General features: G+C 62.8%; 24 protein-coding genes and 3 tRNA genes. All 27 read right to left on the bottom strand.

Going from position 1 to position 26,244, the window contains the following annotated elements; all coding sequences use genetic code 11:
- Window positions 1-193: 193 nt before the first annotated feature.
- Window positions 194-1,516, bottom strand: coding sequence for a cohesin domain-containing protein (locus ACYVL5_RS15980; protein WP_460596571.1), 1,323 nt, complete (start codon window positions 1,514-1,516; stop codon window positions 194-196).
- A gap of 242 nt (window positions 1,517-1,758) precedes the next feature.
- The gene (locus ACYVL5_RS15975) at window positions 1,759-3,090 is read right to left on the bottom strand and encodes a S41 family peptidase (protein WP_460596570.1); all 1,332 of its coding nucleotides are present in this window, start codon (window positions 3,088-3,090) and stop codon (window positions 1,759-1,761) included.
- 34 nt (window positions 3,091-3,124) lie between these two features.
- Window positions 3,125-4,327: a murein hydrolase activator EnvC family protein gene (locus ACYVL5_RS15970; protein ID WP_460596569.1), complete on the bottom strand. Its 1,203-nt coding sequence runs from the start codon at window positions 4,325-4,327 to the stop codon at window positions 3,125-3,127.
- A 1-nt stretch (window position 4,328) separates the two neighbouring features.
- Window positions 4,329-5,276 carry a cell division protein FtsX gene (gene ftsX, locus ACYVL5_RS15965; protein ID WP_460596568.1) on the bottom strand — a complete coding sequence of 316 codons (948 nt, stop codon included), beginning with the start codon at window positions 5,274-5,276 and terminating at the stop codon, window positions 4,329-4,331.
- Window positions 5,266-5,973, bottom strand: a complete 708-nt coding sequence (ftsE, locus tag ACYVL5_RS15960; RefSeq protein ID WP_460596567.1) for a cell division ATP-binding protein FtsE — start codon at window positions 5,971-5,973, stop codon at window positions 5,266-5,268. Before ftsE ends, ftsX begins: the two co-directional genes overlap by 11 nt.
- A 42-nt stretch (window positions 5,974-6,015) precedes the next feature.
- Window positions 6,016-6,432 carry a type IV pilin protein gene (locus tag ACYVL5_RS15955; protein ID WP_460596566.1) on the bottom strand — a complete coding sequence of 139 codons (417 nt, stop codon included), beginning with the start codon at window positions 6,430-6,432 and terminating at the stop codon, window positions 6,016-6,018.
- A 1-nt stretch (window position 6,433) separates the two neighbouring features.
- Window positions 6,434-6,922, bottom strand: coding sequence for a prepilin-type N-terminal cleavage/methylation domain-containing protein (locus ACYVL5_RS15950; protein ID WP_460596565.1), 489 nt, complete (start codon window positions 6,920-6,922; stop codon window positions 6,434-6,436).
- A gap of 18 nt (window positions 6,923-6,940) precedes the next feature.
- Window positions 6,941-9,616 (bottom strand): cohesin domain-containing protein, encoded by a 2,676-nt coding sequence (locus tag ACYVL5_RS15945; protein WP_460596564.1) that lies wholly within the window; start codon window positions 9,614-9,616, stop codon window positions 6,941-6,943.
- Between the two features lie 11 nt (window positions 9,617-9,627).
- Entirely contained in the window at window positions 9,628-10,329 is a 702-nt protein-coding gene (locus ACYVL5_RS15940) for a type II secretion system protein PulP (RefSeq protein ID WP_460596563.1), read from the bottom strand.
- Complete coding sequence (gene pilO, locus ACYVL5_RS15935; protein ID WP_460596562.1) at window positions 10,326-10,883, bottom strand: type 4a pilus biogenesis protein PilO; 558 nt, start codon at window positions 10,881-10,883, stop codon at window positions 10,326-10,328. The genes ACYVL5_RS15940 and pilO overlap by 4 nt, the downstream gene beginning before the upstream one ends.
- Entirely contained in the window at window positions 10,883-11,401 is a 519-nt protein-coding gene (locus tag ACYVL5_RS15930) for a PilN domain-containing protein (RefSeq protein WP_460596561.1), read from the bottom strand. The genes pilO and ACYVL5_RS15930 overlap by 1 nt, the downstream gene beginning before the upstream one ends.
- Entirely contained in the window at window positions 11,402-12,316 is a 915-nt protein-coding gene (gene pilM / locus ACYVL5_RS15925; protein WP_460596560.1) for a type IV pilus biogenesis protein PilM, read from the bottom strand. It abuts the gene before it with no gap.
- A gap of 6 nt (window positions 12,317-12,322) precedes the next feature.
- Window positions 12,323-14,044, bottom strand: a complete 1,722-nt coding sequence (locus ACYVL5_RS15920; RefSeq protein ID WP_460596559.1) for a GspE/PulE family protein — start codon at window positions 14,042-14,044, stop codon at window positions 12,323-12,325.
- Window positions 14,045-14,048: 4 nt separating this feature from the next.
- Window positions 14,049-15,254, bottom strand: coding sequence for a type II secretion system F family protein (locus tag ACYVL5_RS15915; protein ID WP_460596558.1), 1,206 nt, complete (start codon window positions 15,252-15,254; stop codon window positions 14,049-14,051).
- A 151-nt stretch (window positions 15,255-15,405) separates the two neighbouring features.
- Window positions 15,406-15,591, bottom strand: coding sequence for a hypothetical protein (locus tag ACYVL5_RS15910; RefSeq protein ID WP_460596557.1), 186 nt, complete (start codon window positions 15,589-15,591; stop codon window positions 15,406-15,408).
- 1 nt (window position 15,592) lies between these two features.
- Window positions 15,593-16,318 carry a polyprenol monophosphomannose synthase gene (locus ACYVL5_RS15905; RefSeq protein ID WP_460596579.1) on the bottom strand — a complete coding sequence of 242 codons (726 nt, stop codon included), beginning with the start codon at window positions 16,316-16,318 and terminating at the stop codon, window positions 15,593-15,595.
- A gap of 200 nt (window positions 16,319-16,518) precedes the next feature.
- Window positions 16,519-16,595 (bottom strand) — tRNA-Asp (locus ACYVL5_RS15900).
- A gap of 69 nt (window positions 16,596-16,664) precedes the next feature.
- Window positions 16,665-16,740, bottom strand: a tRNA-Val gene (locus tag ACYVL5_RS15895).
- A gap of 11 nt (window positions 16,741-16,751) precedes the next feature.
- Window positions 16,752-16,828: transfer RNA gene (locus ACYVL5_RS15890), tRNA-Asp, on the bottom strand.
- Between the two features lie 31 nt (window positions 16,829-16,859).
- Window positions 16,860-17,204, bottom strand: coding sequence for an HU family DNA-binding protein (locus ACYVL5_RS15885; RefSeq protein WP_460596556.1), 345 nt, complete (start codon window positions 17,202-17,204; stop codon window positions 16,860-16,862).
- A gap of 8 nt (window positions 17,205-17,212) precedes the next feature.
- Window positions 17,213-19,645 (bottom strand): endopeptidase La, encoded by a 2,433-nt coding sequence (lon, locus tag ACYVL5_RS15880; RefSeq protein WP_460596555.1) that lies wholly within the window; start codon window positions 19,643-19,645, stop codon window positions 17,213-17,215.
- A gap of 15 nt (window positions 19,646-19,660) precedes the next feature.
- The gene (gene clpX, locus ACYVL5_RS15875; protein WP_460596554.1) at window positions 19,661-20,914 is read right to left on the bottom strand and encodes an ATP-dependent Clp protease ATP-binding subunit ClpX; all 1,254 of its coding nucleotides are present in this window, start codon (window positions 20,912-20,914) and stop codon (window positions 19,661-19,663) included.
- On the bottom strand, window positions 20,911-21,510 hold the full coding sequence (gene clpP / locus ACYVL5_RS15870; protein ID WP_460596553.1) for an ATP-dependent Clp protease proteolytic subunit: 600 nt from the start codon (window positions 21,508-21,510) through the stop codon (window positions 20,911-20,913). Before clpP ends, clpX begins: the two co-directional genes overlap by 4 nt.
- Window positions 21,511-21,518: 8 nt before the next feature.
- Window positions 21,519-22,829, bottom strand: a complete 1,311-nt coding sequence (tig, locus tag ACYVL5_RS15865; protein ID WP_460596552.1) for a trigger factor — start codon at window positions 22,827-22,829, stop codon at window positions 21,519-21,521.
- A 309-nt stretch (window positions 22,830-23,138) separates the two neighbouring features.
- Window positions 23,139-24,167 (bottom strand): cytochrome d ubiquinol oxidase subunit II, encoded by a 1,029-nt coding sequence (gene cydB / locus ACYVL5_RS15860; protein ID WP_460596551.1) that lies wholly within the window; start codon window positions 24,165-24,167, stop codon window positions 23,139-23,141.
- A gap of 13 nt (window positions 24,168-24,180) precedes the next feature.
- Window positions 24,181-25,554: a cytochrome ubiquinol oxidase subunit I gene (locus ACYVL5_RS15855; RefSeq protein ID WP_460596550.1), complete on the bottom strand. Its 1,374-nt coding sequence runs from the start codon at window positions 25,552-25,554 to the stop codon at window positions 24,181-24,183.
- Between the two features lie 167 nt (window positions 25,555-25,721).
- On the bottom strand, window positions 25,722-26,147 hold the full coding sequence (locus ACYVL5_RS15850; RefSeq protein ID WP_460596549.1) for an RrF2 family transcriptional regulator: 426 nt from the start codon (window positions 26,145-26,147) through the stop codon (window positions 25,722-25,724).
- Window positions 26,148-26,244: the final 97 nt, after the last annotated feature.

Raw genomic sequence — 26,244 nt, 5'->3', positions numbered from 1 at the left:
GGGTAGAAACCTGCTCCAAAGAGTCGTGGTGATGCGCAGGATTTGGGCAAAAACCGATCCCGATTCTATACCTTAACTCCCCTGGCGGCGGCAACAGAAAAACCGTGATCCCGGCCTCCCGCAGCCCCAAAAGAAATGCCTCTTCACTGTCAGTCGAAGAGGCATCCCTTGATGGTACATCTGACCCGGACGGTTACTTGGCCGGTTGCACCGTTTTCTGCTGCAGGCGGTCCAGATAGTTCGCGGTGTAGATGTAGTCGTCGACATAGTCACGCTTGCCGTCGCCGTTGAGATCGTACTTCGGTGCCGAGGCGGTGCCCCGCTCCTTGAGGAACAGTGCGAAGTCGGCCTCGGAAGGCGCGGTCCCCTTCTTGGCAGTCGGCAGATCCACCCTGGGAGCCACCGTCAGCGGGAATTCCTGCACCACGCCGCCGTGCAGCATGGTAACCGAGGCACCGACGGTCCCCTGGTCGGGGCGGACCTCGATCTCCCATTCGCCGTCGCCGGTCCGGTCCAGGGCCACGTAATGGGCCGAGGTGAAGGAGAAGTTGGGAGCGCGGTCGCCGGGAACGCCGGTGATGGTAAGAATCACCGTGGACTTACCGTCGGCAATAGCCACCGGCGGGGTCTGGGCGAAGGTTGTAGAGTTTTCCGGCCTGAACAACGCCATGAGGTTTTGAGGAGTCTTATCGCCGGTGAAGAGCCTGAAGCGCTCAAGGACGCTGACCAACTGCCTCGCCTGGTAAACCTGCTGGGGGGCCGGCTTGCCGGTGCTCTCCTGCTGGTCCGCCGGCGGAGTGGAAGCGGTTTGGGCGGCAGCACCCTGGCTAGCGCCCCGCCCCTGCCCCTCCTGGTCGGCGGGCTGGGCCGCACGGGGGGCCTGGGTGTCGGTCGGGGCACTGTCGCCCGGGAAGGTCAGGGTCCCTCCGGCCACGAAGGGCTGCGTGGAGGTCGTCCCTTTGGCCGCCGTCGTGGTGTCGGTGGTGCCGGTGGTGCCGGGGGTGCCGGGGGTGGTGCCGCCGCTCGGCGATCCGCCCCCGCTAGCGCTACCGGCAGTGGTATCGGTATTGGAGGCGACCGCTGACGGGTTCCGTATGTAGGTGGCCACGGCTACATTTTTGCCATTACTATCGACGGCTTGGACGCTAAAAGAGGTGATCACTCCGGCGGTGCCGGCGACCGGGGTAAAACTGATGGAAAGGGCAACACCGTTGGAGGTGATGGTTTTTCCGGACATGACACCTGCGACCTGAATTGGGTTCGCACCGGCGTTGGGGACCACCATCATCCCCCCCAGCAGCGCTCCTGTGGTCACCGAGGGATTGGACAGTGTGGTGGAGTCGTAACCGATATTGAGATGGATGCCGCCAACGCCCTGGAGATTCCCCTGAACGACGAAATTCCCGTCGTTGTTGGGCGAGGAGATGGTTAGTTGGGATGCGGCAAAGGCTGATACGGGAAGAAGAAGTAACAGGGTGGCCAGAAGGGTGCGGAGGATACGGTTGAACTTCGGCATGCATCACCTCATAGAAGCAGCGCTCATAGGTCGAGGCCGGGACTGTTAAACAGCGGCTCGATTACCTAAAAGCCGCGGCAGTTATAGGTATAAACTTTACTGACCGCCCCGGAAAGTGTCAAGACGATTGAGGATGAACGCGGCACAGCGAAGGTCGGCGATTGTCTGCAAAGAGCATAAAAAAAACGGAAGGGAGATCCAGCTTCCCTTCCGTTTTCTATTAGCCGGTTGTTACCTCACGGTCAGGAGAGTTTCCCCATGGCCTTGAGGATGTCCCACCCTTTGAGGAGATCGAGCGCACGCAGGATCTGAGAGTCACCCTTGATCTGCTCGTCGGTCTTGTAGGGAGCCGGGGCCGCCTTCTTCGCGTCGGCATCATCCTTCTTGTCGTTCTCGAAGTGGTTCTCGAGGTCCTTCTCCCTGATGTGCATCCCGTCCTTCTTCTCGGGGGTGGCGGCGATCTCCACCTTCTCGGCCACGATGTCCGGGGTGATCCCCTTGGCCTGGATGGAGCGTCCGCTCGGGGTGAAGTAACGGGCGGTGGTGAGCCGCAGGCCCGAGTTGTCGGAGAGCGGGATGATGGTCTGGACGCTACCCTTGCCGAAGCTCTGGGTACCCATGACCACGGCGCGCTTGTGGTCCTGCAGGCAGCCGGCCACGATCTCGGAGGCCGAGGCCGAACCGGAGTTGATCAGCACCACGATCGGGTAGCCGGACTCCTTGCCCCCCTTCCTCGAGGTGAAACGCATCTGGGAATCCTTCTCGCGCCCTTCGGTGTAGACGATCAGTTTCCCTTCGTCGATGAAGTGCTCGCAGACGCGGACCGCCTGGTCGAGGAGCCCGCCGGGATCGTTCCTCAGGTCGAGCACCAGCCCCTTGAGTTTCTTGTTGTCCGGCTCCAGCGCCCTAAGCGCCTTCTCGAGGTCGTCGTCGGTCTTCTCCTGGAACTGGGAGATCCTGATGTAGCCGTAGCCGTCGTCGAGCACCTTGTACTTGACGCTCTTGACCTGGATGATGTCGCGCTCGAGGGTGAACTCCTTGGTCTTCTCGAACCCTTCACGCATGATGGTCAGGGTGACCTTGGTCCCCTTGACCCCCCTCATCCTTTTCACCGCCTCGGTGATGGTCAGGTCCTTGGTGAACTTGTCGTCGATCTTGAGGATCTGGTCGCCGGCCTTGATGCCGGCCTTGAAGGCGGGGGTGTCCTCGATCGGGGAGATGACGGTGAGGATGCCGTCCTTCACGGTGATCTCGATGCCGAGACCGCCGAAGGCACCCTTGGTGTCGATCTTCATCTCCTTGTAGGTTTCGGGAGGCATGAAGGAGCTGTGGGGATCGAGCGACGTGAGCATGCCGTTGATGGCCCCGTAGATGAGCTTCTTGGTATCCACCTCTTCCACGTAACTCTTCTTGACGATGGCCAGTACATCGGTAAAGAGCTCGATCGACTCGTAATCGTTGCCGCCACCTTGGGCCGCACATCTGCGCTGGACCCCGAAAGCGATGGCCAGCGTAAGCAGGGAAACGGTGGTGACAAACACAGTCACCTTCTTGAATTTACTGCCCTTGAACATTCTGCCTCCCTTATAGGTTGCTTGTCCTAGACTGTCATCTGAACCAGGGCGACGGATCAACCGGTTTTCCCTGGTATCTGATCTCGAAATAGAGCATGGGGCCCTTAGCCGAGTCGACATCCCCTACGCTAGCCAGGACATCGTTTCTGGCCACCTTGGACCCCACCTTTTTGGCCACTGAGGAAGCGTGGGCGTAGAGACTGAAAAAGCCTCCCCCGTGGTCAACGATAACCATATTACCATACCCTTTGAAATAGTTGGCAAAAATCACTTCTCCGTCATACACGGCGCGGATGGGTGTACCCGCCGGGGCGGCCACCGAAATGCCGTTACTGACAGTGAAGGAGTTGAACTCGGGAGATTTATGCCTTCCGAAGCGGTCCACGATGGTCCCTTTGACCGGCATGGAGAGTCTCCCCTTCTGACTCCCCATCCCGTGGTCGGGAACCGGAGGCGGCGCCGGCAGCAGGGCCTGTTCACCCTTGCCGTGAGCCTTGGAACTATACCCCTTTCGATTGTGGGCTTCAAGCGCCTTTCGGTTTCTCGCCTCCAGCTTCGCGAACATGGCCTGAAGCCTGCGGGCGTTGGCCTGGAGATCCTTGATCGAGGCCAGGTACCCCTGCTTGTCCTTGCGGACCTTGGCGAGGTAATCGGCCTTTTTCTGCTTCTCCTCCTCGATCTCCCGCTTCTTGGCCTCCATCGACTGGCGGATCCCCTCCTTGCGGGCAGCCTCCTGCTCCAGGCGCTGCTTCAACCCCCGCAAGCGGTCGAGGTTCTCGCTGTACTGGGCGAAGAGCTTCTTGTCGTTTTCCAGGACGCTCCGCAGGTACTTGAGGTTCTCGCTCATCTGGGGAAACGATTCGGAGGAGAAGAAGACCCGCAGGTTCCCGGTATCCCCCCCCTTGTAAAGGGCGGCCACCCGGCGGTTGATCTGCTGGCGCTTTTTCTCGGCTTCCTGGCGCTCGCGCTCGATCTCCTGCATGGTCTTGTCGACACCCTTCTCCACCACTGCGAGGTCGCGGCCGAGCGTGACGAGCTTCGCCTGCTTTTCGGCCAGGGACTTCTGGATCTGCTGGAGCTCCCCGCTGACCTGGGTCTCGACCTTCTTGGTCTTCGACAGGAGGGCGTTCTTCTCCTTGATCTGCTTCTTGACCCCCTGCAGGTCCTCGCGCACCCCCGCAAGCGAAAGCGACGGCACGAGCAGGAGCAGGAGGATTATGGCTCCGGTTATTCTCATGCTAGACGTTCACGAACCTTCTGAGGGAGGTTGCGCTCCCGATGAACCCGAGCAGCACCCCCCCCAGCAGAATCCCTGCCAGGTGGGCCGGCGGCAGAAACGACAACCCGGCCGAAGCGGGATTGACCCCGAGGAAGTTGCCGGCGTTTTTCAGGAAGGCGTAGTAGCAGACCAAAAGCGCCGCCACCGAGAGCACCGCTCCCAGCGCCCCCTGCAGGACCCCCTCGATCAGGAAGGGGGCCTTGATGAAGAGACGGGTGGCACCTACCAGGCCGAGCACCTCCAGTTCGTCCTTCCTGGCGTAGATGGTCAGCTTGATGGTGTTGGAGACGATGAAGAGCACGGTGACCGCCAGGAAGCCCCCTAGGAGCATTCCCATCAGCCGGAACAGGTTCATGAAGGAGTTGAAGCGCTTCACCCACTCCTCGCCGTACTGCACCTCCCCGATCCCGTCGATCTTCTTTAGCGACGAGACGAAGGTGGCGACCTGCGCGGTGTCGCGGTGCGAGCGGTCGAGGCTGATCTCCATGGAGGCGGGGAGGACGTCCGCCGTCACCCCCTCGAGAAGCGATTCCTGCCCCTTTAGGCGGGCGCGCAGCCTCTTCTCGGCCTCCTGCTGGGAGACGAAGAGCACCTTGGAGGCGCCGGGGATGTTCATGATCCTCCCCTTGAGGGCGGTGACCGCGAGCGGGGCCGGTTCCTTGTCGAAGTAGACGGTCACCTGGACCTTGTCGCTCCACCCCTGCGCCATGTGCTCGAGGTTCACGTACACCAGGAGAAAGAGCGAGGCGATCAAGAGCGCCAGGGCGATGGTCCCGACGGTGACCACGCTCACGAAGGGGTTCTGCCTGAGGTTCGCCAGCGCGCGCGACGAGAAGTAGGAGAGGCGGCCGAAGAAACCCTCCTGCGCGAGCTTGGGACGCACCGCGTGCTTCGCTTTATTGCTCATAGCCGTCCTCCGCAAGGGCGGCGTGCTCGGGAGTTCCGCCGCCGTCTTCGATCACCCTCCCCTGCTCCAGCCGGATCACCCGGCGGTGCGAGTTGGTGATCACCCGCCGGTCGTGGGTGGCGACCACCACGGTGGTGCCGCGGATGTTGGCCTCCTTGAAGATCTCCAGGATCTGCTCCTTGTTCTCGTCGTCGAGGTTGCCGGTCGGCTCGTCGGCGATCAGGATCTTCGGGTCGTTCACCAGGGCACGGGCGAGCGCCACCCGCTGCTGCTGGCCACCGGAGAGTTTCAGCGGAGTGGCGTTCACCTTGTCCTCGATTCCGAGTTGCTTCAGCATGTGGAAGACCTTCCTCCCGATGTCGCGCTTGCCCCACCCGAGCACCTCCAGGGTGATGGCCACGTTCTCCAAAACGGTGCGGTTGGGGAGGAGCTTGTAGTCCTGGAAGACCACGCCGATGTTGCGGCGCAAAAGGGGGATCTGCGAGCGGGAGAGCCGGGTCAGGTTCTGTCCGTCGATCAGCACCTGTCCCCGGGTGGGGGAGAGCTCGGCGTAGATGAGCTTCAAGAGGGTCGACTTGCCGGCCCCGGACTGCCCGGTCAAAAAAACAAAATCCCCTTTGGGGATCTTGAGAGTGATGTCGTTGAGCGCCGGGGCGTCACCCTGGTAGGACATCGAAACATTGTGCAGTTGAATCATCTGAATCAGGCCTCGTGGCGATGGCGCTTGGCAGCCGGAAGGCTACCACTTGCTGTAGGGGACTCCGTCGGAACCGACCACCTCGGAACGGCTGTGGACATCGTAGACGTTACCCTTGACCTCCTGCCCTTCGGCGGGCGGCGGAGGGGGATCGGTGGTCCAGTCGTCCTTGCGGGTGAAGGGGTCCTTGGGGACGTTCTTTATGTACTGGTTCTTGTTATCGGCCAGCTCCTGGAGCGAGTCGGGGTAGCGCCCCTGGTCGGCGGCGAACTGGTCGATGGCGGAACGCATCATGTAGAGGTCCTCGCGCAGCACGGACTCCCGCGCCCGGACGATCCCCCACTGGTAGTTGGGAGCCGCAATGGCGGCCAGAATGCCGATGATGGAGATCACGATCATCAATTCGATCATCGTGAACCCCCGTTGCGTCCCGGCCAGTCTCGTAAGGCGTTTCAGCATGTCACCAGTCCTTGTATTTGGTGCCGTCGATGGCGGTCTCTTCGCTTTGGGAGGAGACGTCGAAGACGTCCTGGCCGCCCCAGATTCGGCTGTCCGGGTCGTCCGTGTAGGAGCGCATCCGCCACGGGATCTCGTCACCCTTCACCGGGAAGAAGGGGTCCCGCGGAATCCTGCGCAGAAACTTTTTCTTGGGAAGCAGGCCGCCGAAGTCGTCGCCGTCCACCAGCGTCTGCAGGGTCTTCGGATAGCCCGACTCGTCAACGCTCGCCGTGATCTTTTTCTCGAGCACGGCCTGGTCGCGGTACTTCTTGTACGAGTCGAGGGCGTCCCTGATCTCGCGCAGGTTGCGCCTGAGCTCGATCTCCTTGGTCCGCTTCACGGTGAGGCGCGCCGAAGGGACGACCAGGGCGCCGAGCAGCGACAGGATGATGGCGGTCACCACCAGCTCGATGAGGGTCAGTCCGCGGTTATTTTTAAGGATGGTCAGCATGGTAGTAGCAGACAGAGGCTACTTTACCTCCACAATCGCCTTGAAGGGTGTGACCGCGATCACGCCGCCTGGCTTGGTGCTGAAGTTGGTGTTGGCGAAACCGAGGTTCGCCTTGCCGTTGGCGATGGCCTTGAAGGTGGCGATCGCCAGCGTACCGTCCCCGGTGACCCCGGCCGGCGCCGTCATCCGGGAGGCGGTGATCCAGAGCTCACCCTTGGACTTCAGGACGAAGGACTGGAAGTTGACCTGTTGCCCGTCCTTCTTCAGGAAGGGACCGGCCGCCTGGCTGACCGGCTCCAGCAGCTTCGGGTCGTAGGTGAGGACGAAGACCGAGTTGTAGAGGTCCTTGGCGCCGTCCACGTTCACCTTGACGTCGAAGCGGTCCCGGATGTTCACGGTGGCGGGTACCCCGAGGGCCAGCGAAAGCTTGGACACCGGGACCACCGCCTTGCTGGCCGGCGGCGCGGGCACGGCAGGCACGGGGACCGGGGCCGGCACGGCCTGGGAAGGAGGTGTCACCGGCACGGCAACCGGCGCGCCGGGAGCCGGAGGGGCTGCTACCGGGGCCGGTGCCGGAGGAGCCGCTACCGGAACGGGAACCGCGGCGTTGGCGGCGGGAGCGACCGTTTCCCCGGCGGCCTCGGGAGCCGGCTGGCCAGCCGCCCCACTCTCAGGCGCCACCGCGGCGGAGGGCGCGGTGGTCGTCCTGGTCATCGAGGCAGGCTTTCTCCTGGCGCGTCCCGGGCCCGAGCCGGGGGCGGTGGTATCGGCGGCCGCCGGGGTGGCCGACACCGCCGGCGAGCCCGGCGCAAGGTTCGCGCCGGGAGCCGGCGCGGCACCATCGGAAAGCGTGTCAGGCTCTTCGAACGATGAGTACGGTTTGTTGGTGGAAGGCTCTTCCTCGCGGCCGGACCAGAACGCCGCCACGTCCCCTTCCGGCACGGTCACCCCGCGCACGATCCTGGGGGTGATGGCGAGCAGGATCTCGGACTTGCCGGCCGAATCGTTGGTGTTGGTGAAGAGGTTCCCCAGGAAGGGGATGTCCCCCAGCAAAAAGATCTTCTGCTTGCTGTCGGTCCTGTTCTTCTGGATCAGGCCGCCGATGATGGTGGTCTCGCCGTCCTTGAGGGACAGTACGGTGTCGAGGTTCCTGGTACCGATGGTGACCACCGTGGTGGCCTGGTCGGTACCGATAACCGACTTGTCGGTGATGGTACTGACCTCGACCCCCAGCTTGATGGAGACCTCGTTGTTGAGCTGGATGGTCGGTTCCGCGTTGACCTTGACACCGACGTCGACGTACTGGACGTTGACGCTCACGCCGCCACCGGAGGGAGAGGAGGTGGTGGTGATCGGGACCCTGGTGCCGACGTTGAACTTCGCCTTCTCCCGGTTTTTCACCCTGATCTTCGGATTGGCCAGCGTCTCGCCATTGGAGAGGGTCTTGCCGAAGTTGAAGGTGGCGTTGGGGACCGTGAGGTAGCCGTTGTACCCGCGGTAGGCGAAGAAATTGATCAGGTTCGACGGAGTCGCCGGCGTGGTCGTCGTGGTGGTGCTGGTGGTGGTCACCGAGGAAAGGGAGTCGGTCAAGAGGTTGGTGCTGTTCGGCGGGGTGGCCGCAGCCGAGATCCCGTACTTGGACAGGGCCAGCCCGAAGGTCTCCGAATCCTGCTTGGAGAGCTCGAAGACCTCGACATCCAGCAGCACCTCGGCGTCCGGTACGTCGTTGGCCTCGAGAATCTTCCTGGCCACGGCGATCACCTCGGGAGTGTCGCGAATGACCAGGGCGTTCAGCTCGTCGTTGACGTAGATCTTCTTCACCTGGAGCATGGTGCGGATCAGGTTGACCGCCTTCTTGGCCTCCAGCTTGTTGAGGTAGAAGGTCTCCACGTACAGCTCTTCGTACTGCTTAAGCTTGTCCGGGGTGCGGGGATAGAGAATGATGGTGCTTTCGTTGAGCACCTTCTTCTCCAGCTTGTTCATGCCGGTGATGATCTCCATCGCCTGCTGAAAAGTGGCGTTCTCCAGGAAAAGGGAGATGTTCACGTCCTTCACCGTGTCGTCGAACACGAAGTTGATCCCGGAGAGCTGGGAGAGGATGTTGAAGATCTCCTTGAGCTTGGCGTCCTTGAACTTCAGGGTGATCGGCTTGGTCGATTTCAGGTTCAGCTCGTAGCCGTCCAGCTTGTGATGCTTGAGGCTCGTGAGCCGGTTGATCCCCTCCTTGGCCTGGCTGCTGTTGGGATCGAACTCGAGGGCGTGGCGGTAGGAGACCAGCGCCTCCCGCGGCTTGCGATCCTTCTCGAACTGGGCCGCCTCCTGCACGTAGAGGGCAGCGTTACCCAGCTTCTGGGCCAGGCCGGCCTGCAGCTTCGCCTGGGCGTAGGTCGGATCGATGGCGTAGGCGGTCTCGTACTCCCTGACGGCATCGGAGTAGTTCTTGACGGCGAAGAACGCCTCACCCTTACTGAAGTGCTTCTTGGAAGCGGCGGACACCGTGTTAAGCAGCTTCACCCGATACTCCCCGACCTCGGGGTGGGCGGTGGCCACTTCGGTGTACTTAACCAGGGCTCCGTCGAGGTCTCCCGCGGCCTCCAACCGTTCTCCCTTGTTGAAGGCAGAGCGCCCGGCGGTGCAGCCGGTGAGCGTCAGCGCCACCAGCAAAAGGGTGCAGATCGGTTTCATAACATGCATGCAGATGCTCCTTAGGGGGTCCTTCTGGAGTGACGCGTCAACATCGCGCGATTCTCCACCAGCGGAATGGCTAACTCTTTTCCGGTCGGCAACGCCTTGAGGGTAAGGGACTCGTCGGTGATGTCGGTGACCATGAAATCTCCCGCGATCTTCGACCCTTTCTTGGCCAGGAAAACCTCATTGTTCTTGGAAAGGAACACGGTCTTGTCCCCGTTCTTCTTCAGGAACCCGACGAAGTTGAATTTACCGAGCTCCAGGTTCACCGGCGGCTCGGGAGGCGGCGGTGCCGGCTGCGGCTGCGGCGGCAACCCCGGCATCGGCAGAGGGGGGAGCGCCTTGGCCGCTTTGGGAAGCGGCGGCAGCGGCTTGAACGGGGGAAGCTTGGTCTCGTCCCTGAAGATCGGGCTGAAGATGTTGCGGCGGGAGCCTCCCCTCTCGGGGGGAATCCGGTCCAGAAGGTCGAGACGGACCACGAGGTCGCCGGAGGCCGCCGGCGCCGCTGCCCCAGCAATTGCCCCAGCCGGTGCCGGCGACGCTGCCGGGGACGCGGTACGCGCCTTGGCCTGGACCGGCGCCCGTTTGGCCGGCGCGGCCGGGCGGGCGAGTTCCGCCGGGGTGGCCACCCGCTGCTTCGGGGACTTGACGTAGCTGTAGACCAGGGAACAGCCGAAAACCAGGAGCAGGACGGCAAGGATCACCTTCTGACGGTTCATCGCGCCCCTCCCTGGTCCAGATAGACGGTCAGCGACATGTTGAGCGCCACCTCTTCGGAAGTCCGGCTCCCATTCCCCAGGGAAACGGAATCGAGGGTGACCATCTGCGGGAGCCTCGCCAGGTCGCTCATGAACCCCTTCACCGCCGGGTACGGCCCGGCGACCGCGAAGGTGATGCCGTAGGCAAGGATGGTGGGATCTTCCTTGAGGGGAGCGGGATGGTAGGCGATGGAGTTCAGCGCCAGGTGCCGCCCCTTGGCCACGGCGTAGAGCCGCCCGATGAAGGCGGGGAAATCCTCCCGGGCGATCAGCCGCTTCCGGAACTCCGCCAGGTCGGTGACCGCCTTGGCATAGGCAGCCGCGGAGGAGCCGTTACGGCGGTCGGCATGCGCCTCTCTCTTGGCGAACCATTCCTTCTGGGCCGACTCCAGGGCCGGCCTTTGCCACTGGCTCAGGTAGATGTAGAGCCCGGCGTTGATGAGCAGCAGGCAAAGGAGCAGGACGATGCTCGTCTTTCTGGCCGTGTAGATGTCCTGGAGCAGCTGTAGGTTCATCAGTAGGTAACCTTGCAGGTCAGGTTGAAGGAGAGCCCGCTCTGGGTCACCCCCACCTTGGTCTCATTTTGGTTCAGGAGATAGACGTCCGAAAAGCTCTTGGAGCGCTGCATGTTCTCCAGAAAGTGCTGCAGCTCGGGGTATCCCTTGGCGACCCCGCTGATCCCGAGCACCTTTCCCGGCTGGATCTGCCCGAGGGCGACTCCCGAAGGAACCACCGCCTCGAGGGTGTCCAGAAGCCCCAGCCAGTCGATGGTCTTCTGGCGGATCAGGCTGTTGGCGAGGCTGACCTTGGCGGTGACCACCTTTACCTGCGCCTCGCTCACCCCGGCCGGGGCCGTCGGGCCGGTCCGCGCCGCGACCGAACGGAGACGGGAGAGTTCCCCCTGGTTGGAGCCGACCTCCGCGACCCGCACGACCAGCAACACGCCGAAGACGAGGAAGCCGAGCACCAGGGCAACGTCGAGGGAGCGGAGGTCCAGGTAACGCCTGGTGGCGAGGTTGATGGTAAATCTCATCTACAGGCTCCTTGAGGCGGCGCCGAGCGCGGCGGAGAGACCGTGCAGGGCGTTCTTGTCCATGACCGTCCCCCCCCCCAGGGCAACCGCCCGCTCCAGGTCCAAGAGCACCGGCTCCATCTGGGTGGTTTCCGCCACCAGGGCGCGGAACGGTTCCGCCTCCGCCGGGGAGGCCATGCAGAATACCTCCCCGATGGCCTGACCCGGGTAGCGGTCGCGGTAGACGAGGAGCGAGCTGTTGAGCTCACGGTAGAGGTTCTGGGCCTCCCCCGGGGTCTCCTTGGTACGGTAGAAGGAGAGCACCCCGCCGAAGAAGATCAGCACGGTCAAGGCTCCCCGGTAGAAGCAGACGAAGGCGGCGTCCTCGCTCATCTCGAGGCGCTGGGAGAACAGCCGGTACAGGTTGAAGGAGGTGAAGTCGATGAAGCGCGGCTCGAGCCCGGCCTCGCCGAGCAGCTCCTCGTACTGGGCAACCACCGGCCGCGACAAGAGCGAGACGAGGAGGCTTACCGCACCGTTTTCCCGCTCGTCCAGGGTCTGGTAGTCGAGCTGCACGGCGCCGAGATCGATCGGGAAACTCTTCTTGAGCTTCCAGCGGATGATGTCCAGCCCCTCCTCGCGGCTCCTGAAGCGGGCCTCGAGGTCGAGGAGCACCACCCTGCCGACCGTATCGGGAAGCGAGACGGAGGCCGCCCGCTCCTTGGTCAAAAGCCGCAGGTGCGCTTCCCGGACCGCCGACACGAAGTGGGCCGCGTTGAGCACGTTGGGTTCGCGCCGGGAGAGCTGCAGGGTCCCGGGAGGAAGCGCAACGCTCAGTCCCCCCTGCACGGTCAGGTTCTTCCCGCCGGAGGCAAGCGCGAGGGAGAGCCCCTCCGCCGATATCTCCAGTCCCAGCCCTTTTTTCGAAAGTATCATTAACGGCTACTCCACGAAGGTGACGCGGTTGATTTCCTTGATGCTGGTTTCCCCCGCCAGCACCTTGGCGACCGCCGATTCCCTCAGGAACGAGGTGCCGGCGGCCTGGGCGGCCTTCTTGAGGGCCGCGATGGGGGCCTTGGAGATGATCAGCTCGCGGATCTCGTCGTTCAGGTCCAAAAGCTCCACGATGGCGGAGCGCCCCCGGTAGCCGGTCCCGTTGCACTCGTCGCAGCCGACCGCCCTGTACAGGGTCACCCCGCGCGTCCTTTCCGGATCGATGGCCGATTCCCGGAGCTCCTGGTCGGTGTGGGCGTGCGGCTTCTTGCAGCTCGGGCAGAGCTTTCTGACCAGCCGCTGGGCCATCACGCAGTTCAGGCAGGAGACGAAGTTGTAGGGGTCGATCCCCATGTGGGTGAAGCGGCCGATGACGTCGAAGACGTTGTTGGCGTGCACGGTGGTGAAGACCAGGTGGCCGGTCAAGGCCGACTGCACGGCGATCTGGGCGGTCTCGGAGTCGCGGATCTCGCCGACCATGATCTTGTCCGGGTCGTGGCGCAGGATGGAGCGGAGACCGCGGGCGAAGGTGAGCCCCTTCTTCTCGTTGACCGGGATCTGGGTGATCCCGTTCAGGACGTACTCGACCGGGTCCTCGATGGTGATGATCTTCTCCTCGCCGGTGTGGATCTCGGTGAGCGCGCCGTAGAGGGTGGTGGTCTTGCCGGAACCGGTCGGCCCGGTGACCAGCACCATCCCGTACGGCTCCTTGATCATCTTCCTGAAGCGCTTGATCTCGTGAGAGGCCATCCCCAGGGTCTCCAGGGTGAGGCCCCTGAGGTCGGTGGCGATCGATTCCTTGTCGAGGATACGGATGACCGCGTCCTCGCCGAAGGCGCTCGGCATGATGGAGACACGGAAGTCGATCGACTTGCCGGCGATCCTCACCTTGAAGCGGCCGTCCTGCGGGATGCGCCGCTCGGAGATGTCGAGCTCGCTCATGACCTTCAGGCGGGAGATCAGCGGCCCCTGGAAGTGGTTGTCGATCGGCTCGGTCGCCTTGTAGAGCACCCCGTCGATACGGTACTTGATGATCACCCCTTCCGAGGTGGTCTCGATGTGGATATCCGAGGTCCGGCGGGTGAGCGCGTCCAGGATGGTGGAGTTGACCAGCTTGATGATGGGGCTCGTGTCGGCGGTGACGTTCTCCACCGAGAGGACTTCTTCCCCCTTCTCGGTCTCGGTCACCAGCTGGATCATGAAGTCCTCGGAGACCTCCTTCAGCACCCGGCTGGTCCCCTCCCCCTTCTTCAGGTGGTAGGCGATCTCGCTCTCCTCGGCCACCTTGAAGACCAGCGGCCGCTCGAGAAGAAGCGACATCTCGTCGAGCTTCAAGACCGCGGTGGGGTCCGCGATGGCGACCGACAGGGTTTCTCCCTCGATCTCCAGCGGGATGAAGTGGTAGCGGTACATCATGTCCGGGGGGAGCGCGCTGAAGATCGCCTCGTCGGGGCGGAACCCCTTGAGGTCGACGTACTCCATCCCGAACTGCTCGGCCAGCGCCTGGGCCAGGACCGTCTCGGTGATGAGGGCGTCGGCCAGGCAGATGGCTCCCAGCCTCTCGCCGGTCGCCTGCTGGCGGTCCAGGGCGTAGGCCAGCTGGTCGGGGGTCAGCTCGCCCTTTTGCAGCAGGATGTCCCCCAGCGTCTTTCTCTTGAACGGTTTCAGCATATCGTTAACCCACGGTGCCGGCGAGTTTGAAGACCGGCAGGTACATGGTGATGATGATGGTACCGATGACGACCCCCATGACGATCATGATGGCCGGTTCGATGGCGGTGGTCAGCACGTGGAGGTTGCGGTCGATCTCATCTTCGAAGTAGTCCGAGATGTCGGAGAGCATCTCCTCCATCGAGCCGGTGCTCTCACCGACCGCGAGCATCCTCAGGGCCAGGGGGGGCATCAGCTTGATGCTCTCCAGGGCGCTCGACAGCTTGCTCCCCTCCTCGACCCGGGTCACCGCATGCAAAAGCCCCCGCTCGAGGACCCGGTTGTTGAGCGTCCCCACCGACATCCTGAGCGCCTCCACGATGGGGATGCCGCTCCCGAGCACGGTGGCGAGAGTCCGGGTGAAGCCGGCCACCGCGTAGCGGGTGGCGACCTTGCCGATGAAGGGGGTACTGATCTTCATGGCGTCCACCCGGTAGCGCCCCGCCTCGGTCTCCTTCCAGCGGCGGAAGATCCCCGCCGCCACCGCGGCGATCGCGATGAAGAGGAGGAGGTAGCGCTTCAAGAAGGTGGTGAAGGAGATCAGCATCTGGGTCGGGACCGGCAGCGCGGAGCCCGACTCGGCGTAGATCGTGCTGAAGGTCGGTACCACGTAAATCAACAGGAGCGCGACGGCCGCCGTCGCCACCGCCACCAGGATGGCGGGGTAGAAAAGCGCCGCGGTCACCTTTCCCTTGAACCCCTCGGTCTTCTTCAAGAAGGCGATGTAGCGCCTGATGGTCAGCGGGAGGTCCCCCGTCCGCTCGCCCGCCTGGATGGAGGCGATGTACAGGTGCGGGAAGACCCGCGGGTACTTCTCCAAGGCCGCCGACAGCGACGCTCCCCCCTTCACGTCCTCTCGCACGGCGGTCAGGATCTGGTTGAGCTTGCCCCCCTCCGCTTCGAGGATGGTGTCGAGCGCCTGGATGATCGGGAGGCCGGACTTAAGGAGAACGAGCAGTTCCTGGTTGAAAAGGAGCAGGTCCTTGTTACCGATCCTCCTGCGGGTCCCCCCCTTCTCAAGGAGAAACTGCAAAGGCTTCTTCCTGAGCTCAAAGACGACGTACCCCTGCTCTTCCAGACTCTGGCGAAGCAGGTCGGCATTGACCGCGTCAAACTCCTTGACAGCGATCCTGCCGTCAGAGGAGCCTATCTTGCAGGTGAAGATCGACATAAGCTATTATGAGTACCACAAATGAGAGAGAATGAAAACTCAAAACCTTGAATAAATTGGCGACCTCTAAGGTCGAGGGCGGGAAAAAGGGACGAGTAATGTGGGAGGGACGCTTTCTCTGGAAGGATGGATCGATTCCCCCCCCACCGGATCAGCCATTGGCCATGCCGATCATCCAGAAGAGAAAGCTCACCAGCAAGGCAACTCCCCACGGCAGGCTGGCCCGGACGTCGAAAACCCCGCGGGCGCGAAAGCCCTTGAGGATGAAGACCACGGTGCACCCTACAAATGCCCAAAGGCCGGCCACGCAGGCCACGCTCCAGAACCCGTTCACCATGCTATTTCCGCCCTCCGGAGAACCCCAACAGGGAGCCGATCTTCAGTTTCCAGACCATGAGCACCGCCTCCCGCACGATCTTCTTGGACATCTTCGAGGTACCGGCGTGGCGGTCGATGAAGATGATGGGGACCTCGGCGACCTTGAAGCCGCGCTCGACGCAGCGGAAGTTCATCTCGATCTGGAAGGAGTAGCCGTCCGAGCGGACCTTGGCGAGATCGATCCCCTTGAGGGTCTCGGCCCGGAAGCACTTGAAGCCGCTCGTGCAGTCGGAGATCTGGAGCCCGGTGATGACCCGGGTGTAGACGCTCGCGAAGTAGCTCAGCATGAGCCTGCGAAGCGGCCAGTTCACCACGCTGATCCCGTTCACGTAACGGGAGCCGATCACGAAGTCGGCCTGGTCGAGCTTGTCGAAGAACAGCGGCAGGATGGCGGGGTCATGGGAGAAGTCGGCGTCCATCTGCACCACCACGTCCGCCCCCATCTCGAGCGCCTTGGCAAACCCCTCGCGGTAGGCGGAGCCCAGCCCGAGCTTGCCGGCCCGGTGCAAAACGCTCAGCCGCCCGGTTTCCTCGGCCAGCCGGTCGGCCATCTGGCCGGTGCCATCGGGGGAGTTGTCGTCGACGATGAGGAGATGGAGCGAGGGGTCCAGGGAGAGAATCTGGGTGGCAAGCCTTTCCAGGTTGTCCCGTTCATTGTAGGTCGGAATGACCACGACCGGTTTCAAGGGTTTCAAGGAGGACTCGCTTTCCGTAGGAGATCGTGGCAGGATCGGCAGCGACCCTGCCGCCAGGTTCAGCCGCAGTGGAATATAAACGATTTCCCAGAGTGAAGTCAACCAGGTAAACGGTACCACGCCGGCCGGGAGCCCCCCTGGAGGGGGGCAAAGAAAAAGGCCACCTGCGATGCAGATGGCCTCGATAAGGATGGCGGGGTTGACGGGGCTCGAACCCGCGACTTCCAGCGTGACAGGCTGGCACTCTAACCGACTGAGCTACAACCCCCTACTCCTCGTCCCGTGCCGTAAGGCGGCGGGAGGTATTCGATTGTGACGGACGCGGGCGCCTTCATAATGGTGGGCGAAGAGGGGATCGAACCCCCGACATCCAGCTTGTAAGGCTGGCGCTCTCCCAGCTGAGCTATTCGCCCGTTATGAAAAATGGCGGGGTTGACGGGGCTCGAACCCGCGACTTCCAGCGTGACAGGCTGGCACTCTAACCGACTGAGCTACAACCCCGCGTCAGGCGACCTCGCTTGAAGGTCCGCCGTTACTGCTTGTTGATCAGTTCCTTCAAGGTGTTGCCCGGCTTGAACTTGGGAGCCTTGGAGGCCGGGATCTGGATCTCTTTCCCGGTCTGCGGGTTCTTGCCGGTACGGGCAGCGCGCTCAGCGACGCTGAAGGTGCCGAAGCCCACGAGGGTTACCTTGTCGCCACCGGCCAGGCAGCTGGTCAGCGTGTCGACGATAGCGGTAAGTGCCTTATCTGCCTCGACCTTGGTGATCTGAGCCCCATCGGCGATGGCGCTCACCAGTTCTTGCTTGTTCATTGTCGCCTCCTGGACTGCATCGCAAAGTGAAGCAACCTTATACCAGACTCCTGCGAATGCTGTCAACTCTTTTTCTAATGGGGTACCGCCACATTCTCTGCGGCGGGGGTCGCCCCCTCGGGATAGAGGACGCCGGCCGGGATGGCCGCCTCTCCTAACAGGGCGAATCCCAACACTTCGTCCATGTGGGAGACCGGGTGGATGGTGAGGCCGCTGGTGACCTCCCGGGGGACCTCCGCCAGGTCCTTCTCGTTCTCCTTGGGGATCAAGACGGTGGTGATCCCGCCCCGGCCGGCCGCCAAAAGCTTCTCCTTCAGGCCGCCGATCGGGAGCACGGTGCCCCGCAGGGTGATCTCGCCGGTCATGGCGATGTCGCGGCGGACCGCCCGCCTGGTGAGTGCCGAGGTGAGCGCGCAGGCCATGGTGATCCCCGCCGACGGGCCGTCCTTGGGAATGGCCCCCTCGGGGACGTGGATGTGGATGTCGAGGTGCTGGTAGAAGTCCTTGGCGAACCCCAGGAGCTCGCCTCGGGAACGGACGTAGGTCATGGCCGCCTGGGCGGATTCCTGCATCACCTCGCCGAGCTTGCCGGTCACCGTCAGCTTCCCCTTCCCCGGTACGGTCACCACCTCGATGTTGAGAAGTTCCCCTCCCACCTCGGTCCAGGCGAGCCCGGTCACCAGGCCGACCGCATCCTCGCCCTGCGCCTCGCCGTACTTGAAGCGGGGCGCCCCCAGGAAACCGGCCAGCTGCTTTTGCTGCACCGTCTTCTTGAGCCTCCCCCCCTCCACCAGGGAGAAGGCCATCTTCCGGCAGACGCTCCCGATCTCGCGCTCGAGGTTTCTGACCCCCGCCTCACGGGTGTAGCGCCGGATGATCTCCAAAAGGGCGGCGTCGGCGAGGGTGACCCCCTTGCCGGAGAGCCCGTTGTTGGCCGCCTGCTTGGGGACCAGGTACTGGCGGGCGATGGCGAGCTTCTCGTGCTCGGTGTACCCTTCGAGCCTCACGAGCTCCATGCGGTCCAGTAAAGGCCGCGGGATGGCGTGGATCGAGTTGGCGGTGGTGATGAACATGACCCTCGAGAGGTCGTAGTCGAGGTCCAGGAAGTGGTCGTTGAAGGAGAAGTTCTGCTCGGGGTCGAGCACCTCCAAAAGCGCCGAGGCGGGATCGCCCCGGAAATCCGAGGTCATCTTGTCGATCTCGTCGAGCAGGAAGACCGGGTTGGAGCTGCCGCACTTCTTCAGGGACTGCACGATCTTCCCGGGCATGGCGCCGACGTAGGTGCGGCGGTGCCCGCGGATCTCGGCCTCGTCACGCACGCCCCCCAGGGAGATCTTGACGAACTCGCGGCCGGTCGCCCTGGCCACCGAGCGGGCGAGCGAGGTCTTGCCGACCCCCGGGGGGCCGACCAGGCAGAGGATCGGCCCCTTCATCCCCTTCATGAGGGTGTTGACCGCCAGGTACTCGAGGATGCGGGTCTTCACCTTCTCGAGGCCGTAGTGATCGGCCTCCAGGCAGGCGCGCGCCTCCCGGATGTCGCTCTTCTCCTCGCCGTAGATCCCCCAGGGGAGAGCCAGGACCCACTCGACGTAGTTCCTGACCACCGCCGCCTCCGAGGACATGGGGGACATGAGGCGAAGCTTCTTCAGCTCGGCCTGGACCTTCTCCCGGGCCTCGGTCGAGAGGCTCAGCTTGGCCGCCCGGGCCTCCAGGGCCTGGAGTTCCTGCTTGAACTCGTCCTTGCCCCCCAATTCCTTCTGGATGGCGCGGATCTGCTCATTCAAGTAGTAGTCCTTCTGGGTCTTCTCCATCTGCTTCTTGACCCGGGCCTGGATCTTCTTCTCGATCTGGAGGATCTCGATCTCGGCCCCCATGAGGGCGAGGAGGCGCTCCATCCTCTTGGCGGGGGAGCTTAAGGCGAGGAGTTCCTGCTTCTGGGGGACCTTGAGGTTCAGGTGGGGGGCGATGGTGTCGGCGAGCCGGGAGGGGTCGGAGATCGACTGCACCGACTGGAGAACCTCGGAAGGGACCGAGCTGTTCAACCCCAGGTAGCTTTCGAAGCTGGTCACCACCCCGCGCTTCAGGGCCTCGAGCTCACTCCCCTTGACCGCCGGCTCGGGGAGCGGCTCCACCTCGACCTCGAAGAAGGGACGGCTTTCCGAAAAGCCCGTGATGGCGCCCCGCCGCTTCCCCTCCACCAGCACCTTGACGGTCCCGTCGGGGAGCTTCAGGAGCTGGATGATGTGGCAGACGGTGCCGACCTGGTAGATGTCGTCGGAGGCGGGGTCCTCGGTCTTGGCGTTTTTCTGGGTGGCGAGGAGGATCATCTTGTCGTTGTCGGCCATGGCCGCTTCGAGCGCCAAAACCGACTTCTCCCGCCCTACGAAGAGCGGTACCACCATGTGGGGGAAGATGATGATGTCCCGTAAAGGAAAGAGAGGGAATCTTTCCGGATTCCCTCTCTTCCTGGCTCTGGTCCTGCCGGCCTTACTGCTTTCTTCTGTCATGTTTCTCCGTCCGTCTCAGGCGCTTTCGGCGACGTTCTCGTAGACGATGATCGGTTTTTCCTTCGAGTAGATCACCTCTTCGTTGATCACCACCTCCTTGACCATGCTCTGGGAGGGGATCTCGTACATGATGTCGAGCATCGCGTTCTCCAGGATGGAGCGGAGGCCGCGGGCGCCGGTCTTTCTCTTGAGCGCTTCGCGGGCGATGGCGATCAGAGAGCCGTCGGTGAACTTAAGCTTCACGTGCTCCATTTCGAAGAGCTTCTGGTACTGCTTGATCAGGGCGTTCTTGGGCTCCTTGAGGATCTGCACCATGGCCTCCTCGTCGAGCTCGGCGAGCGAGGCGAGCATCGGGAGACGGCCGACGAACTCGGGGATGAAGCCGAACTTCAGGAGGTCCTCCGGGGTCACCCCGGCCAAGAGCTCGCCCGCCTTCTTCTCGACCTTCTTCTTGACGTCGGCCCCGAAGCCCAGGGTCTTGATGCCGATACGCTGCTGGATGATGTTGTCCAGCCCCGGGAAGGCACCGCCGCAGATGAAGAGGATGTTGGTGGTGTCGACCTTAAGGAACTCCTGCTGCGGGTGCTTGCGCCCCCCCTTGGGAGGCACCGAGGCGATGGTCCCCTCGATGATCTTCAAAAGGGCCTGCTGGACACCCTCGCCCGAGACGTCGCGGGTGATGGAGGGGGAGTCGGACTTCCTGGCGATCTTGTCGATCTCGTCGATGTAGATGATCCCCTTCTGGGCCTTCTCCACGTCGTAGTCGGCCGCCTGCAGCAGGGTCAGGATGATGTTCTCGACGTCCTCGCCGACGTAGCCCGCCTCGGTCAGGTTGGTGGCGTCCGCCATGGCGAAGGGGACCTTGAGGATGCGGGCAAGCGTCTGGGCCAAGAGCGTCTTGCCGCTGCCGGTGGGGCCCAAGAGGAGGATGTTCGACTTCTGCATCTCCACGTCGCCCGGCTTGGTGGCCGCCTCGACGCGCTTGTAGTGGTTGTAGACCGCTACCGCCAGGACCTTCTTGGCCCGGCTCTGGCCGATCACGTACTCGTCCAGAACCTCCTTGATCTCCTGCGGCTTGGGAAGCTTCCTCACGTCGGTCCCCGAGGCATCCTCCAGCTTCGACTCCTCGGCGATGATGTCGTTACAGAGCTCGATGCACTCGTCGCAGATGTAGACCGTAGGCCCCGCGATCAGCTTCTTCACCTCTTCCTGGCTCTTTCCGCAGAAAGAGCAGATCAGCGTATCCGAACGGTCATCCCGTCTGCTCACTTGGCACCTCCTGTAACGATGTTCCTGGTCACTATTGCATCAATGATACCATAGCTGACCGCTTCTTCGCCCGACATAAAGTAGTCGCGCTCGGTATCGGCGGCGACCTTCTCTATCTTCTGGCCGGTGTGTTCGGCCAAAAGCTCGTTCAACTGGTCCTTCATGCGGAGGATCTCCTTCGCATGGATGTGGATGTCGGTGGCCTGCCCCTGGAACCCGCCCAGCGGCTGGTGGATCATGATGCGGGAGTTGGCCAGCGCGAAACGCTTACCCTTCTCCCCCCCCGACAGCAGGAAGGCCCCCATGGAGGCCGCCTGCCCGATGCAGATGGTGGAGACCGGCGCCTTTATGTAGCGCATGGTGTCGTAGATGGCCATCCCGGCGGTCACCACCCCACCGGGGGAGTTGATGTAGAGGTGGATGTCCTTGTCCGGGTCCTCGGCCTCCAGAAAGAGGAGCTGGGCGATCACCAGGTTGGCGACGTTGTCGTCGATCCCGCCGCCCAGGAAGATGATCCGGTCCTTCAAGAGGCGCGAGTAGATGTCGTAGGACCGCTCACCGCGGCCGGTCTGCTCCACTACAATCGGTACCAGCATGTTGGCTCCTAGTCTTTGATTTGATCCTTGGGAAGCTCCACGACGTTGGCCTTGTCCAGCACGAACAGCATGGCCTTGTCCTCGCGCAGCTGCGCGCCGAGGCTGTTCTTGGCCTGCTCGTTGTTACGGTAGAAGGAGGCGATCTTCTCGACGTCCTGGCCGCTGGAGGCGGCCATCTGCTCGACGCGCTCCTTGACGTCCTCGTCGGTCACCTCGATCCCTTCCTTGTCGGCGATGGCGTCGAGAATCACCGACCCCTTGACCTGGTCGCGCGCCGCACCGCGGAACTGTGCCCTATACCCCTCATCGGTAAGTCCCATCATTTCTAAAGTGAGACGTTGGGCGGCGAGCCGCTGCTTGGACTGGTCGAGGAGCACGTTCAAGTGGCGCTCCACCAGCACCTCGGGGACCTCGACCTCGTTCTTGGCCACCAGGACCTTCATCACGCGTTCGCGGAGGTCGTTCTCCACCCGCTGGTTCTCCTGGGAGGCGTGCACCTCGGCGAGCTTGGCCTTGAGCTCGTCCAGGGTCTCGAACTCGCCGAATTCCTTGGCGAAGTCGTCGTTGAGCTCGGGAAGTTCCTTGACCTTGATCTCCTTGATCTCGACCGCGAACTCGGCCGGCTTGCCGGCCAGCTCGCTGTTGCCGTAGCTCTCCGGGAAGGTCACCTTGACGGTCCCCTGGGAGCCGACGGTCATGCCGACCATCTGCTCCTCGAAACCGGCGATGAAGCGGCCGCTCCCCAGCTCGAGCTGGTAGTCCTGGGCCTCGCCCCCCTCGAAGGGAACGCCGTCGATGGTCCCTTTGAAGTCGAAGGTGACGAAGTCGCCGTTGGCGGCGGGATGCCCTTCGGCGGCGGGAGCCAGCTGGGCCAGGTTCTCCTGGAGCTGCTTGAGCCGGGATGCTACCGCCTCGTCGTTGTCACCGGAGAGCTGCTCCTTGGCGACCTGGAGACCGAGGTACTCCTTCAGCTCGACCTTGGGATAGACCTCGACGGTGGCCGAGTAGCTGAACGGTTCGCCCGGCTTCAAGGGATCGGAGTCGATCATCGGATAGGAGACCGGCTCCAGCCCGTGCTCGGCCACCGCGGCGTAGTAGGTATCGTTGATGAGGGTCTTCACCACCTCCTCGGCCATCTTTTCGCCGTAGTGCTTCTCGATCAGGGTCATGGGAACCTTCCCTTTGCGGAAGCCCTTGATGGCGGCCTGCTTGCGGATCTCGGCGTAGGCCTTGTCAACCTCGGCGTTGACGCGGTCGGCGGGGATGGTGAGATTTATCTTCTTCTTGATGTTGCTCAGCGATTCGATGTTGCTCTGCATGATTTCCTCTCTTTATCACTTAATCAATCTATAGCGGCAGGATCGGGCCTGCCGCAATGCCTCGTGCGTGGTATCGGCGGGGAAACGTGGAGGGTACTACGGGGCGTCGTTGGCCAGTTGCCACCCGGGGCCGCCGGCAGGCGACCGCAATTTGGGCACGCGGCAAAGGCGTAAAGTAACAAAGGAGGAGTGAATTTGTCAACCTAGAATACCCTTTTGAAGGTTCCGGCGCGGCGAGGAGGAGGGAAACGGCACGCTCCCCCTGCCCGAAAGACAGGGGGAGCGGCCGGCATGGTCGGAGATGGCGAACTAGTAGGCTTCGTGGTCAGCCAGCACCGCCTCGGTGGTAAGCCGCTCCCTAAAGACCCGGTAGGCCCAGATCTTGTAGAGGATCACGATCGGAACGAAGATGAGCGCGACCGCGGTCATGATCTTCAGGGTGTACAGCGAAGAGGAGCTGTTGAAGATGGTCAGGCTGTAGTTCGGGTCCAGGGTGGACGGGATCAGGTTCGGGAAGAGGCCGATCACGCCGGTAGCCACCACGCCGAGGACGGTCAGGCAGGAGGCGGCGAAAGCCTTGCCCGGGGCGGCCTTAGCTAAAAGGGCCCGGACGGAGAGCAGCGCCACCACGGCGACCACCGGGGCGATCAGGAGGACCGGGTGGGCCAGATAGTTGTTGTAGAGCTTGGTGGCGAAGGCGGTGAAGACCAGGAACCCGACCGCGACCACGGTGAGCGGCAGCCAGAGGGCCTTGGCGAGATCCTCGGCCTTCTTGCTCAGGCTCCCGACCGTTTTGAGGGAGAGGTAGAGGGCGCCATGCACCAGGAAGAGGAGCACGAAGAGGACGCCGGTCACCAGGCCGTAGGGGTTAAGGAGCGACAGCAGGCCGCCGTGGTACCCCTGGGCATCCATCGGAAGCCCCTCGAAGATGTTGCCGAAAGCGACGCCGAACAGCAACGCCGGGAGGAAACTGGTGACCACGATGACGGTGTCCCAGGTGCCCCTCCAGGCGGCACCCTCTTCCTTGCTGCGGAACTCGAAGGAGACCCCGCGCACGATGAGGGAGGCAAGGAGCAGGAAGAGCGCGGTGTAAAGGTAGCTGAACATCTGCGCGTAGGCGGTCGGGAAGGCGGCGAAGGTCGCGCCCCCGGCGGTCAAGAGCCAGACCTCGTTGCCGTCCCACACCGGCCCGAAGGCGTTGATCACCACGCGGCGCTCGGCGTCGGTCTTGGCCAGCACGCGGTGCAGGATGCCACCACCGAGCACGAAGCCGTCAAGCATGAAGTACACCGCCCAAAGGACGCCCCAAAGCACAAACCAAGTAATCTGGAATTCCATCTCAGCTCACCTCCTAATTGGTCGCCGCGTCGGCGGCGAAGGAAATATCTTCCGTTTCGTGGGCTACCGGCTCGTTGTGCCCTTCCGGACCCTTGCGGGCGAACTTCATCAGCAGGTAGATGTCCACGAAGCCGAGCAGTGCGTACAGGACGGTGAAGCTCACCAGCGAGAAGATGATCTGCGGCATGGTGACCGCCTTGGAGACCGCGTCGGAGGTCTTCATGACCCCGTTGACGATCCAGGGCTGGCGGCCAACCTCGGCCACCACCCAGCCGAGCTGGTTGGCGAGGTAGGGAAGCGGGATGAACCAGACCAGGATGGTGAGGAACCAGCGGTTCTTCTCGAGGGTCCCCCGCTTGGAGAACCAGAGGCCGAGGGCGGCGAAGAGGATGAACAGGGTGCCGAGGCCGACCATCAGGCGGAAGCTCAGGAAGACCGGGGTGACCGGCGGGCGCTCCGATTTCGGGAAGGAGTTGATCCCCTTGATGACGGCGTTGGGATCGTGGAAGGCCAGGATGGAGAGGAGGCTCGGCACCGGCAGGGCGGAGACCAGGTTGCACTGGTTGCTCTCGTCCGGGAAAGAGATCAGGTGAAGCGGGGCGTTGGAGCAGTTCTCCCAGACCGCCTCCATGGCGGCGAACTTGGCCGGCTGGGTCTTGGCGACCTCGGCGGCGTGCAGGTCGCCGATCACCGCCACCGCAATGGTGGCGAAGAGGCCGTAGACCGCGGCAATCCCGAAGGACTTCTTGAAGAAGTCGGGGTTCTGCTTGCGGAGCAGGTGCCAGGCGGAGATCCCCATCACGAAGAAGGCGGCAACGGTATAGCCGGAGGTGACCTGATGGCCGAACTTGAGAAGACCGACCGGGTTGGTGGCCACGGCGAGGAAGTCCACCATCTCGGCGCGGCCGTTTTTCAGGACGTAGCCGACCGGATGCTGCATCCAGCCGTTGGCCAGCAGGATCCAGAGGGCGGAGAGGTTGGTGCCCAGAGCCACCAGCCAGATGGAGAGGAGATGCACCCCTTTGGAGACCTTGTTCCACCCGAAGGTCCAGACCCCGATGAACACGGATTCCATGAAAAAGGCGACCGTGGCCTCGATGGCCAGGGGAGCACCGAAGATGTCACCCACGTACCGGGAGTATTCCGCCCAGTTCATACCGAACTGAAACTCGAGGGTGATACCGGTCACCACACCGAGGGCGAAGTTGATCAGGAACAGCTTGCCCCAGAACTTGGCCATCTTCTTGTAGACTTCGTTTCCGGTCTGCACGTAGCGGGTCTGGATAATCGCGGTCAGGACCGAGAGCCCAAGGGTGAGCGGTACGAAAATGAAGTGGAACATGCTGGTGAGGGCGAACTGCAGCCGGCTTAGGGTGAGAACATCCATCTGCTTCCTCCTTTTTTGTTGTGATGCTGAATTATGGCTGGTACCGAAGAGGCTTACGTGGCGCGCAGAAAAAAGACCCCGGAGATCGTATACGGGATCTTTAGGACCGATTTAGTCCTTTTCTTGGGCAAATTTTTTTGGGCACGGGGGAAGCCGTGCCCCGCCGGTCAGGCAGCATCACGGCCGTCTCGGCCACGTGCCAAAGTATCTATGGTGACTGCATCGAGGATATTGACCACCTCGGTCTGCACCTGGCGCCAAACGTCGTGCACCATGCAGTGGCCGGTACCCCGTTCGCAGGAGGCACCGAGGAGGCAACGGTTGGGGAGGATGGGACCTTCCACCGCCTCCACCACTTCGCGCATGGTGATGGCGGATGCCGGACGGGCCAGCACGAAGCCGCCGCCGGTACCGCGGGAGGAGACCACCAGGCCGAGCTTGGCGAAGCTCTGGAAGATCTTGGCCAGGAAAGTCTGCGGCACGTCGGCCGCCGCCGCGATCTCGCTGATCAGCGATACCCGCCCCGGAGGCTGCTGGGCCAGGTAGATGATGCCTCTAATCGCGTATTCTCCCTTGCGGGTCAGTTCCATCATAGATAAAACACCTTTAGGATCATTTTGATCCTGTTATAGCTAAGGTCGCGGCCTCTGTCAAGGGGAAATTCTGCGCTGGGAAAAATTTCTCTGCATG

It is taken from the genome of Geomonas sp. Red276 (genome assembly GCF_054784495.1).
This window is presented reverse-complemented; position numbering and strand designations above follow the sequence as displayed.